Source organism: Nitrosopumilaceae archaeon (assembly GCA_035631875.1).
Taxonomy (GTDB): domain Archaea; phylum Thermoproteota; class Nitrososphaeria; order Nitrososphaerales; family Nitrosopumilaceae; genus TA-20.
In genome coordinates, this window is sequence record DASQHX010000002.1 from 38,071 (window position 1) to 49,611 (window position 11,541).

At 34.5% G+C, this 11,541-nt stretch carries 12 protein-coding genes; 3 read left to right on the top strand and 9 right to left on the bottom strand.

Annotated elements, in window-relative coordinates; genetic code table 11:
- Positions 1–86: 86 nt before the first annotated feature.
- The 3 genes from purM to VEU72_00500 form a co-directional block, all read right to left on the bottom strand.
- Positions 87–1,109 carry a phosphoribosylformylglycinamidine cyclo-ligase gene (gene purM, locus VEU72_00490; GenBank protein HYL65611.1) on the bottom strand — a complete coding sequence of 341 codons (1,023 nt, stop codon included), beginning with the start codon at positions 1,107–1,109 and terminating at the stop codon, positions 87–89.
- Between the two features lie 191 nt (positions 1,110–1,300).
- A complete protein-coding gene (locus VEU72_00495; protein HYL65612.1) occupies positions 1,301–1,486 on the bottom strand; it encodes a PAC2 family protein in 186 nt (61 codons plus the stop codon).
- A 306-nt stretch (positions 1,487–1,792) separates the two neighbouring features.
- On the bottom strand, positions 1,793–2,137 hold the full coding sequence (locus VEU72_00500) for a hypothetical protein (protein ID HYL65613.1): 345 nt from the start codon (positions 2,135–2,137) through the stop codon (positions 1,793–1,795).
- Positions 2,138–2,258: 121 nt separating this feature from the next.
- Between VEU72_00500 and VEU72_00505 the strand changes: the two genes are divergently transcribed.
- Together VEU72_00505 and VEU72_00510 are read left to right on the top strand one after the other, a co-directional pair.
- Positions 2,259–2,495 (top strand): Lrp/AsnC ligand binding domain-containing protein, encoded by a 237-nt coding sequence (locus VEU72_00505; GenBank protein HYL65614.1) that lies wholly within the window; start codon positions 2,259–2,261, stop codon positions 2,493–2,495.
- Between the two features lie 49 nt (positions 2,496–2,544).
- Positions 2,545–3,552, top strand: a complete 1,008-nt coding sequence (locus VEU72_00510) for a hypothetical protein (GenBank protein ID HYL65615.1) — start codon at positions 2,545–2,547, stop codon at positions 3,550–3,552.
- On the opposite strand, the gene VEU72_00515 is transcribed toward VEU72_00510, so the two are convergent.
- Genes VEU72_00515 through VEU72_00540 form a run of 6 tightly spaced genes read right to left on the bottom strand, consistent with a single transcriptional unit; the run spans position 3,549 to position 10,174 of the window.
- Positions 3,549–4,901 carry a TldD/PmbA family protein gene (locus VEU72_00515; GenBank protein ID HYL65616.1) on the bottom strand — a complete coding sequence of 451 codons (1,353 nt, stop codon included), beginning with the start codon at positions 4,899–4,901 and terminating at the stop codon, positions 3,549–3,551. The genes VEU72_00510 and VEU72_00515 overlap by 4 nt on opposite strands.
- Positions 4,902–6,164, bottom strand: a complete 1,263-nt coding sequence (cofH, locus tag VEU72_00520) for a 5-amino-6-(D-ribitylamino)uracil--L-tyrosine 4-hydroxyphenyl transferase CofH (GenBank protein HYL65617.1) — start codon at positions 6,162–6,164, stop codon at positions 4,902–4,904.
- Positions 6,161–7,330 (bottom strand): 7,8-didemethyl-8-hydroxy-5-deazariboflavin synthase subunit CofG, encoded by a 1,170-nt coding sequence (gene cofG / locus VEU72_00525; protein ID HYL65618.1) that lies wholly within the window; start codon positions 7,328–7,330, stop codon positions 6,161–6,163. The genes cofH and cofG overlap by 4 nt, the downstream gene beginning before the upstream one ends.
- Positions 7,331–7,369: 39 nt before the next feature.
- Positions 7,370–8,506: a trypsin-like peptidase domain-containing protein gene (locus VEU72_00530; GenBank protein HYL65619.1), complete on the bottom strand. Its 1,137-nt coding sequence runs from the start codon at positions 8,504–8,506 to the stop codon at positions 7,370–7,372.
- Positions 8,507–8,544: 38 nt separating this feature from the next.
- Positions 8,545–9,753 (bottom strand): glycosyltransferase, encoded by a 1,209-nt coding sequence (locus VEU72_00535; protein ID HYL65620.1) that lies wholly within the window; start codon positions 9,751–9,753, stop codon positions 8,545–8,547.
- A 4-nt stretch (positions 9,754–9,757) separates the two neighbouring features.
- Positions 9,758–10,174 (bottom strand): SRPBCC family protein, encoded by a 417-nt coding sequence (locus tag VEU72_00540; protein ID HYL65621.1) that lies wholly within the window; start codon positions 10,172–10,174, stop codon positions 9,758–9,760.
- Positions 10,175–10,536: 362 nt separating this feature from the next.
- Here VEU72_00540 and VEU72_00545 point away from each other — a divergent pair, with 362 nt between their 5' ends.
- Positions 10,537–10,863 carry a hypothetical protein gene (locus VEU72_00545; GenBank protein HYL65622.1) on the top strand — a complete coding sequence of 109 codons (327 nt, stop codon included), beginning with the start codon at positions 10,537–10,539 and terminating at the stop codon, positions 10,861–10,863.
- Positions 10,864–11,541: the final 678 nt, after the last annotated feature.

An 11,541-nucleotide genomic window follows, 5' to 3' on the forward strand; every position in this document is an offset into this window, starting at 1 on the left:
AATCCTAATTGTTTATGCCTTGGTATGGTTTGTTATGAGTAAAAAATTCGTATTATTCGTGTCATAAAGAAAATCACTAACTTTCTTCAAGCAATTCTAAGCGAATCTACAAAGACTCCTTTTTTTTCTACTATGCTACCAATTTGTCTGCTTTTCAAACCATGTTTTTTGAAGATATTCTCAATTAGTTCTCCTTCTTCCTCTGGAGCTATGAGACAAAACCCAATTCCCATGTTAAATGTCTTGTACATCTCTTCTTTTTCTACATCTTCGTTCTCAATTAATTGAAATATATCTGGAGGTTCTGGCATGTTGTCTATCATATATCCTGTTTTTTTCAACCTCAATAGTTTTGTAAAAGAACCTCCTGTTATGTGTGCAAGTCCATGTATGTCACAGTCTTCAAGAGCTTCAAGTACAGGTCTGACATAGATCTCAGTTGGTTCTAAAAGAACATCTCCCAACGTTCTTGATCCCTTTATTTTGTCCTTGAGAGAATATTTTGAAAGCAGTACTTTTCTCGCAAGCGAATAACCATTTGAATGTAATCCGCTACTTTTGACTCCAATAATTATGTCGCCTGGTGTTATCATGTCTCCTAAAACCATGTCGCGTTTGTCTAATATGCCTACAACCATTCCAGCAAGATCAAACATGAAATCTTTTCCTGTTATTACATCTGGCATTATTGCAGTCTCTCCTCCCACTATGGGAACTTGAGCTTTTTTTGCGCCTTTTACCAATCCTTGAACTATTTTTTTAAAAATTTCATGTTCATTTCTATTTGCTGCTATGTAATCAACAAATGATATTGGAACAGCTCCAATACAGATGATGTCATTTACATTCATCGCTATACAGTCAATTCCTATTGTATCATATTTTTTCATCATCTGAGATATGACAACTTTGGTACCTACTCCATCAGTATGTGTTGCCAAGAGTTTTCCACCAGGAATCTCTACAATTCCGGCGTAATGACCAAATCCTGATTTTATCTGAATCTTCTTTTGTAGCTTATGAGTTGATGTAATTAGTCTGCCAATTGTAGCTTGACTTTGTTTTATTTTTTTAATGTCAATACCTGCATCCTTGTAAGTAATACCCATGGTTTCAATTCTATGTGTTTGAAATAAAAGAATTTGTATCCACTATAAACAAAATATAATATATTATAGATTATACAACTACATGTAAAGATTGGTCTCTGCTTTTCTTGTCTCAGTATATTTGTCTGAGAGAGCCTTGAGATCAACACCTAACTGCTTTTCTTGCTCTCTGATCTCTTTGGTGTCTATACCTATCGATAAATCCGATTAACAGCTTCTACAAGGGTTGTAGCTGCAAGAGGATCTGGTTTTTGTGGATCTGCTTTGACAAGTAAAGCAACTCCTCGAATTTCTTGTAATATACATTCATTTAATATTGCACCGGGGATTCCAGTTACAAAACCTTGAGGAATCATGTTGATTACACTATCTGCCATTATTCTACAAATATCTTTTTCTGCTGCACAAAATGCTTTTTGATCATGTGCTTCTTTACTTGGTACTCAATCTAAAACAACTATTTCATCAGAACCGTTTTTTTTTCACTTCAGTCCAGAATTGCAGAATCAATACTGTAAAGTCTTTCAAATTGCAAAGTGATCTCGCAAATTATAGTACAAATTGTACCGCTTTTATCTGAATAAAAACGAACAGGATGGGGGTTATTTAGTTTTATTTTTTTATCTCGCATACTTTTGCTTCTAGAAAAGAATTCAAACGCATTCTTCGTGAATTCTTTCTTACTAATTACTTTTCTGTATGAAGAGATCTAACATCGTCCTACCCTTGTCTGTTATAGAATAAACCATATTTGCTCCTACAGGCATTTTTGTCACAAAACTATAATTTACACAAAGATGCAAATAATTAAGAAAAGATTTTTTCATTCGTATGTTTGATTTTATATAAAGATCAGAAAAAGTCATTGGATTACATCGTACTTGGTATAATAGCTTTAGAAGTGAGATGGTACTAAAATCACGCGCTCTTGCCTTCACTGAATCCAAGACTTGCTCATCTCGTGTAATGATAAAGTCAGAAAACTGATCTGCTACTTCTACTGGGATATACGTCATTCTTGTTCTCATATTACGGTATTGGTACGGTATCTTACCTTATTAATCTTAACTAGAAGTTTTTTTGAGCTATGTTATAGCTTTTTTTCAACAAATTCAATTTGTTTTTATTCAAGATGATGAGAATTCAAACATGCATAGTGCGTTTATACTAATGAATGCAGAACTTGGTAAGGAAAATCATATTGTAAAAGAACTACGCCAAATTCCAAATGTCAAAGAAGTTTATCCAGTTTATGGAGTATATGATGTATTGATGGAATTGGAAGCTGATTCGATGGAAGTCTTGCGTGAAACAATCACAACAAAGATTAGAAAATTAGATGGAATCAAGTCCACTTTGACTATGATAATTGTAAAAGACCAATGATCCTACTAAATAATTGTCTATAATAATTTGGAAAAGTAGAGAATAGAGATTGGCAGAAAATTTACTTTTATTGTTAGGTTGGTTAGGTGAACTAATCTTTTGCAGTTGGTTACTTTCTAGTGGGGCAGAGCATCTTGCAGAACGCTGGGGTGGAAAGTTTGTTGGTAGAACACTTCTTAGTATTGCAACAACACTTCCAGAAATTGCAATTGTAGTAACTGCTGCAAAAGATGGTTCTTATGGCATTGCACTCGGTTCCGCTCTTGGTAGTAATCTTTTCATGATGACACTTGGTCTTGCGGTAATGCTAATTATTGCAACAACAAAACTTTCCAAAGCACCGCAACGATTTATTGATGTAAAGCAATTCAAGATTGATAAAATTCTTCTGGTGATAACCTCTGTAGTTGGAGCTATATTGTTTATTGATGGGTATGATGTAACTGATGGAATAATATTTGTAGGGTTTTTTGGTGCATACTTGTATTTTGCATTCCGTGAGATGAGACAAGAGCGAAAAGATGAAGCACTAGTCTCTGAACTTCATGCAACACATGAGGCAAAAATGTCAAAAAAACACTTTGGCCGTTCAATGATTCTTTTCATAATAGGAACTGTTGGGATTTTCATTGGAGCAGCACCATTTGTACATTCTCTTGGTGGCGTTGCATTAGATAGCGGTGTTTCGGTTGTTATACTAGCAGTAATAATAAGTCCCATTGCTGGAGAGATGCCAGAAAAAATATCGATGATTTTTCTTGCACGTAAAGGTGCAAGTGGTGCGTCTATTGCAGTGGCAAATGTTTTAGGATCAAAAATTCTAAACAACACACTACTTCTCGCAGTAGCTATCTTTGCAGCTATGTCATATCGAGGATTTACAACAAAAATTCCAAACACCTCGCTTTTGGAAGATCAGATGATCCTAGTTACAGTAATCACAATCATTGCACTCATTCCTATGTTCAGAAACAAACTTGGTTTGAAAAGTGGAATAATGCTTTTAATTTTATATGGAATAGGCATTGGATTCCAATTTGTTTTATCTTCTCTTTAAATTGGAATTATCTTTACTCCTTCTACCTTGATAGATGGAGTGATGCAGGGAAGTGAACTCCACTGTAACACATTTTTTATATCATTTCCTATAGCTGAAACATTTTGTAATAATGTTGTAAGGTTATGTACTATTCTGAATGATTTGCCTGAGTTTTTAATAATTCCGTTTTCTATTATTCTGATTCCGCTTCTTGCTGTACAAGAAAAATCACCGCGCTCTGGATTTACTGGATATGTATACCAGAGTCTTCCTACAAGCAATCCTTTTTTTGTATTTTTTATTATCTCGTCTTTCGTTTCACCCCTGCCGTCTATCCTTAGGTTGTGTGGTGATGGAAAGGGTATTGGCTGTGCATTTCTGCCCATAGGCGAACCCATCCGACTTGCATTTCCTGTAGATTTCATTCCTTCTTTGAATGCATAAAACGAGTCGGAAAATGTATTTGTAAAGATACCTGATTTTATGAGGTGTCGTGGTAAAGTAGGAACTCCCTCATCATCAAAGGACTTGCTACCGATTCCTTCTGGATGATGTGGATCATCTATTAGGTTAAAATTTTCAGTGGCTATGTTTTTGCCAAGCTTATCTACAAAACAACTTCTTTTTTCTGAATATGTTTTTAGATTAAAATTTGAAGAAAAAACAAAAGCAAGCATTTCTCCAATTGCATAAGGTTCAAAAATAATACTATAAGTTTCAGATTGACAACTTTCTGGATTTATAGAGTTTATGCACATTTCTGCAGCATCCTTTCCAACTGTTTCGGAAGAAAAATTGTTAACAGTTCTAGACGAAATAGCCCCAACACCGCTTACTGGTGTGATGCCATAATCTGAATCTGCGTTAATATTTCCAGCAATGTATGTTGCCTTGTCAGTACAATTTAATCCGTTACTGTTGGCAATCTCAATATTTTCAGAGACAATATTCAAAGATCCAGAAATTGTTGTAATTTTTTGTTGTTTGGCAGCATTGATCATCTCCTGTGCAATATCAGATGCTTCTATTCCGGAGATCTCTTCAAGTTTTTTATCAAAAGTTTTTTCAACTATGGAAAATTTTGCAGCAAAAGGTAAAGACTTCCAGAAATTTTTTGGTTTGACAAGAGATGTTGATTGCAATGCCTTTTCAACTATATCGTTTTCAAAATTTGTAGTCTTGGCAGAACCAATTCTTTTTTCATGAATGATTCGTACGGCAAGTCCTCTTTCTTGGTTTTGTTTTAATTCAGCTATTTCTGAATTTGTTATTCTTATTGTTGTGATTTTCCTTTCTACAAGGAATGTTTCACACTCGTCCAACTGTAGACTTTTAGCCTTAGAGAGTACCTTCTCACAAGCTGACAACTAATTTCGCCTATTTTTGTACCTGTATTTGTCCAGCTTGATTAATTCATGATAAGAACCAAATTGTGATGTGTTTTCAACTTTATCCAAAACATCTTCTTTTTCTTTAGTTTCATACGTCTGTATTATTTTATAGGAGGTAGTTCTTTGTGCTGGAATTCTGTCAATCTGTCTTATGAAATTTCTAATCTCTTTTGGTTTAAGAAGCTGTCCGTGTTTTGCTCCTGCTGCTGTGGATATACTTTCATTTATCAACGTTCCACCAAAATCATTTGCTCCCCACATGAGCAAGAGCTGTGACATGTTTCCGCCCTCTTTAACCCAAGAAGTTTGAATGTTGTTTATGTAATTATTTAACATTATACGTGATACTGCATGCATTAATAGTACATCATTTCCATTGGCACCATTTTTTATTCCAACATGTAGATTGTTCTTGTACATTGGAGCTTCAGAATGTATGAAATTCAATGGAACAAATTCTGTAAAACCACTCGTCTCCTTTTGAATTTCGCGAATCAAACCGATATGTCTCGCTCTGTCCTCTGGTGTTTCCAAGTGACCAAACATGATAGTAGATGTTGAAGGAATCCCTAGTCTATGAGCTGTTTTAATTATCTCGATCCAGTTTTTTACGCTTATTCTTCCAGGAGAAATTCGGTCGCGAAGTTTTTGATCCAAAATCTCTGCAGCTGTTCCAGGAAGTGAATTGACACCTGCTTCTTTTAGTCGTACAAGATATTCTTTGATTGATATGTTAGATCTTGTTGCACCATACAATACTTCTTCTGGCGAAAATCCATGAATGTGAATGTCAGAGACTTCTTTTTTTATTGCCTTGCAGATATTCTCATAAGTTTCTCCATCCATGTCAGGAGGTAGACCTGCTTGTACACAAACTTCAGTTGCACCTAGAGTTCTTGCCTCTCTAGTTCGTCTTACAATTTCTTCTGTGGGTAAAAAATATCCCTCCTCTTCACGAAAATCCCTACTGAATGCACAAAATCCACATTGTTTAATGCAGACATTTGTAAAATTGATGTTTCTGTTTATGATATAAGTGACAACATCGCCAACTCTTCTTTTCCTTAACTCGTTTGCAACCATGCCAACAAGGTGAAAATTTATTCCTTTTGCATAAAACAACCTTGTTGATTCTTCTACTGAAATTTCCTTTTCAGCAAGTGCTCTATCCAAAGTTTCAACTATTAGTGGATCAGCACATCTTAACAGAGAATCAAACAGTGATGATTGAACAATCATTTTTGTTGCTCCATTTTCACAAACCCTTCAGAGTCTGTACACTCTGATATTTTAGATTTAAGATCTGGATGCACAAATGAAAAAAATTCTGGATACACTGGAAGTCTTGCTTTTAACTCAAATCCTGCTTTATGAGAATTTTTCGCAATCGTATCTATAGATGGCCACGAGAATTCAGGATTTACATAATCAGGAGTTAGTGGGGAAATTCCTCCCCAATCATTTATTCCAACAGATAGAAAACTTGCATAGGAGTCTGGAGAAAGATTTGGTGGAATCTGGATGTTCATTTCTGGCATAATTACTCTGGCAAGTGCAATTAGTGTTTTAAAATATTTTTCTTCTGGAGACGGAACATTTTTCATCATAGTATCTGATTTTGGTTGAAAGTTTTGCAAAATAATTTCTTGGATGTGACCGTATTTTTCATGAATCTCTTTTATTGCATAGATTGAATCAATTACTTCAATAGCAGTTTCACCAATTCCAATAAGAATTCCTGTCGTCATTGGGATTCCAAGTTCACCAGCATCTTTTAGTACTCGAAGTCTTGCTTTGGGATGTTTACTAGGAGCAGACTCGTGAGGCATGCCACTTTGTGATAATCGTACACTGGAATTTTCAAGCATTAGACCAAGACTTACATTAGTTTTTTTAAGTTCGTTCATTTCTGATTTTGTAAGGTTTCCGGCATTAGTGTGAGGGAAAAGTCCTTTATTAAGAGCAACTTCAGATGCATGAATCAAATACTCGACAGTACTTACAAAACCATTTTCTTTAAGCCATATTCTTGCTTCTTGGTATTTTTGTTCTGGTCTTTCTCCTGTAACAAATAATGCCTCTGTACATTTGTGAGTTTTTCCAATCTTTGCAAGGTTATGTACATCTTGTTTTGACATCATAGAACTCTTTGATTGGTTTGGTTCTGATTTGTAAGTACAATATGAACATGTGTCCCTACAGAGATTAATTAAATTGAAAAAGATTTTTCTTGAATACGTAACGTGGGTTCCTTTGTATCTGTTTCTTAAAATTTGTGATGTTTTGTAGAGTTCAAGGGGAGTATTTTGCGATTCCTCATAAATCTGGTAAGCCTCCTCCTTTGAAATTTCTTTATTATCAATAACTCTATTTAATGCGTCAGAAATTAAGGTAAGTTTGCTCAATAGTTGAATTAGCTAATGGCAGTGGTATTTATTCTTGTACTAGTGTTGATTTTGATTGGGTCTTTCTTCTAGAATCAAATCAAAATTGCTTGTATGACCGTTGCGAAGGATCTTTAAAGTTATTTTATCCCCAACTGATTTTTCTTCTTGTAGATAATTCAGAATGTCTTCAAGTTTTCGTACTTGATTGTTATCAATACCTAAGATGATGTCGCCACCTATTTTGTATTTTGTACCATCAACAGTAGTTGTATTGGTGTAACCGTGAAGACCTGCTTTTCCTGCTGGACTTTCCATTACAACATTTTGAATCATAAATCCGCTTGATACCTGTAATCTGAGAGCACTGGCCAAATCTGGGTCAATACTAATACCAGATATTCCAATCCATGGGTGCTTGAAATGTCCATTTTGTATAAGGGCCGGAACGATTTTTTTAATTATATTTGAGGGAATTGCAAATCCTATGCCGGAAAACTCACCAGTACCAGATTGTATGGCAGTGTTGATTCCTATCACTCGTCCTTGCATGTCAAGTAATGGTCCGCCAGAGTTTCCGGGATTTATTGCAGTATCTGTCTGAATTACATCTGGTATTGAAAATAAAGCAGTATCTGGAGTCTCCAATAGTCTTCCTACCTGACTAACTATTCCCGATGTAATTGAACCACTAAGACCAAAAGGACTTCCTATTGCTGCTACTGGTTCTCCAATACGTAATTTTGATGAATCTCCTAGAGTCAGTGGATGTAGAATTGATTGATCTGCATTTACCTTGATGACAGCCAAGTCCGCAAAGGGATCTGTACCTACAATTGTTGCTGTGTATGATTCTCCTTCATGAAATGTTACTGTAATTTTTGTGGCATTTTTAACAACATGGTTATTTGTTATAATGTGACCATTTAGATCATATACAATTCCTGATCCAAGATCACGACCCCCTGATGTATCGTTTGACGTGCGAACAATTACTTGTACTACACCATCATCAGATTTTGCAAAAAGATCAGCAAGAGACATTTCAGAATTTTTAGATAAAATCTGATCAAAATAATTTGTGTTCATAGAACCATTCATAAGATCAGTTTTTTGTGGCGAAATAAAAAAAACAAAGACCAATGATATTACAATTACACCATAAATGCAGCCCAAAATGGCAGTTGTCTTATCCAAGGACTCAAAGTATAGACGGTTCATCTATAATCCTTCCTCTATAAGTTTATTGAATTTTGAATTTGATCTACCATTGAATACGTTCTTCCTCTCCACATTACTGCAGTGCTACTCTTTGCTTGTAAAATTCCAGCTGCAAAACCTATGACAATGATGAAACTGCCTATAGGACCAAGTACTGCATGCCTGAGACCAAGTGATAGCCCTTTTTTCACCTCTATAATTGCTGCAACATAAAGAAGCGAAACCGTAATAATTGAGACTACAAAAAGCACTGAAAATGATTCGGACAAATTTGCAAAGATTACAGAATATGCCAAAATAGGAAATGGCATGAAGAGCAAAAACAAAACTGCAACAAAAATTCCTACTGCGATGTTTTTATTTTGAAGATAAAGTGGGATCATGAGGCGTTTTAAAGCGTGCCAAAGTGTTGACCAATCTCGTGCCCAAACTGCCTCTATAAGATGTTCACCACGAACCATCTTCATCTTATGACCTGATTCCTTTACCTTTTTTCCAAGAGCGCCGTCCTCTACAATTTCTCCTTTTACTCCTTCATGGGTTCCAACACTTTCGTAGGTTTTTCTTTTGATAATGAAAAAACTTCCAAAAAAATAACCTGTTTTTTTTGATGGATCGTTTACACGAATAGCTGAAAATCTGGTATGCAAAAAGGTTGAAAGCATTGGTAGTGTAATTTTGGTCCACTTGTCAAGACAGATCATTTTTGGAATGACAGTGAGCGCATCAAGGTTATCACTTAGAAGATGTGAAACTGATAATGAAATAATGTCTTTTGAATGTTTAGTATCGGCATCAGTAAATAACAAAAGTTCACCTGTGGATTTTTTAAAACCTTCAAAGCAAGCCCAATTTTTCCCCATCCAATTTTCTGGTTTTGGTTCTGCCAATACATAAATAATCTTGGAGTTTTTTTCTGCCATTTTTTTAATTATTTCTGCAGTTCTATCCTCTGATCTATCGTCAATTACTATTATCTCATAATTCTCATAGTCTTGGTCTAAAAGCGAAGCAAGGCATTTTTCAATAAACCCTTCCTCGTTTCTTGCTGGTAAAATAACTGATACCTTTGGTTTTGAATGCGGTTTTACTTCAAACTTGTCTAAAAAAGGTGAATCTCTAAATGAAATCCACATTGATTTTATCAATAGAATCCAAGTAATGGCAACTCCAACTAAAATGGCAGCTAGAATATAATTAAAAACATCCAAGATAATTTCCATGAAATTACTTCTCTGCTTCTTGTTTTATGCTTTGTAGTGCCTGTTCAGTTCCACTCTGGATGTGTTTTTTTACCATACCTGTAAATATGCCCATCATTCCTGAGAGTTTCATATCCCAAATTGCTTCTAGGTGGATTGCTCCATCTTTTGGTGTGAGAATTATTGTCTTAGTTCCATTTATGATTCCCTTAGTAAACTCGGCTTGAATTTTTTCTTTAGGAAATAGGGTTACAATTTGCATACATTTGGAATCTTTGAAGGCAATTGTAACCTCACGTGTGATAATATTATCTTGTTTTGATATGTTTCTTACTTCCTTTGTACCTTTCCAGAATTTAGGCTCTGCATCAAGATCTGATACGATATTCCAAATTTTTTCAAGTGATGCGTTTACGTCTATGGAACTTTGTATTTGAACCATATTGTATTTTTTGACAGTCTACATATTAGTCTTGATTTACAAAAAGATTCTGCACAGAAAACAATTGATATTTTCTAATACATTATAATTTCATGAGAGATGTAGTATCAAAAAAACACCAGCAGAACAAGCTGGAATTACGCTAAATTTAGGTGAGAATAAATTAAGAGTTTGATCAAAATGGTATCCAGATCATAAAATTAGTATGTGATAAGTACGAGATAAAGTCCTAAACAGTCTGTATCTACACAATCAGCTAAATGGTTGTAACTCTAGCTAAACAGTACATATCAAACCAGTTCTTCAAAGTAAAGATGCAATGAAATTACTAGTACATATCATGTTGGAAAATGATTAATCTAATGTTTGATAATAACGAAGAGGTAAAAAAAGTATTGGTAACTCTATCCGTAGAGAAAGCACTACTTGATATTGGAAAGTCTACCTATGACAATGTGTTAGAGATCCTAAATACAGAATATCACTGTTATCTGCCAGATTGTTATGAACATCCTGAATACTTGAATAAAATACTCTCAGAATTATACGATAATATTGGCATAGTAGAATCAATCACAAAACAATTAGAGGAATTCAACTATCATGAACCAATAAACAAATTTTTGAAAGTAATATGCAATTATACCACAAAACTGAACACCGGCAATTTCAAGTTGTCAAACCCATAGTTCTGAACAAATGTAGTTTTCAAAATATTCATTAGTTAAACCATAAATTCCAAAAACTTCTTGATGTATTAAACAGTAAGTTGTAGTGATACAACATACGTGTTATTATTGCCATAGGCTTGAGTCTCATTGGACCCAACAAAGTACAATATAGTCAGGGTATTGCCGTGGGATATTTCATAAATGAAAGATCAGCTTTTTATCACTGTTTTTTTATCATATAGATCCCAATTTGAATAAAATATTGTATAATCTTATAGCTGTAACCTTATTTCCAAATATGCCCATAATTAATCAAATTAATGCTAATGTCTTGTGTCGTGGCGATGGTTTTGGTTAAAAATTCTGATCAACGAACAACTCTTCCCACATTTTGTTTTTCTGATAATGTTCTAAAAATAATTCTGTCACAAAGATTTCAATTAGAATACAAAGCTATGTTTAATATTTTCATAACTTTAGAATTCTCTAAGAAAATTATAATGCGAGTTCTGATCTAGACAATGTACAAAAAAATCCCGGTTCTCATTTTTATCTTCATTATTATATTTAGCAGTGTAGCTGGATCTAATTATGCTAGTGGTATAGTTGACAAAACGCCTCCCGTGATAACTCTAAAAGGTGCCAACCCGCAAACAATCGAAGTTGGTTCAAAATATGTAGAGCTTGGTGCAACAG

What these genes read in the sequence shown, in the direction of transcription:
- VEU72_00500 (HYL65613.1), bottom strand. Translation starts at nt 2,137, where the DNA reads ATGAGAACAAGAATGACGTATATCCCAGTAGAAGTAGCAGATCAGTTT.
- purM (HYL65611.1), bottom strand. Translation starts at nt 1,109, where the DNA reads ATGGGTATTACTTACAAGGATGCAGGTATTGACATTAAAAAAATAAAA.
- VEU72_00545 (HYL65622.1), top strand. Translation starts at nt 10,537, where the DNA reads ATGTTTGATAATAACGAAGAGGTAAAAAAAGTATTGGTAACTCTATCC.
- VEU72_00535 (HYL65620.1), bottom strand. Translation starts at nt 9,753, where the DNA reads ATGGAAATTATCTTGGATGTTTTTAATTATATTCTAGCTGCCATTTTA.
- cofH (HYL65617.1), bottom strand. Translation starts at nt 6,164, where the DNA reads ATGATTGTTCAATCATCACTGTTTGATTCTCTGTTAAGATGTGCTGAT.
- VEU72_00505 (HYL65614.1), top strand. Translation starts at nt 2,259, where the DNA reads ATGCATAGTGCGTTTATACTAATGAATGCAGAACTTGGTAAGGAAAAT.
- VEU72_00540 (HYL65621.1), bottom strand. Translation starts at nt 10,174, where the DNA reads ATGGTTCAAATACAAAGTTCCATAGACGTAAACGCATCACTTGAAAAA.
- VEU72_00495 (HYL65612.1), bottom strand. Translation starts at nt 1,486, where the DNA reads ATGGCAGATAGTGTAATCAACATGATTCCTCAAGGTTTTGTAACTGGA.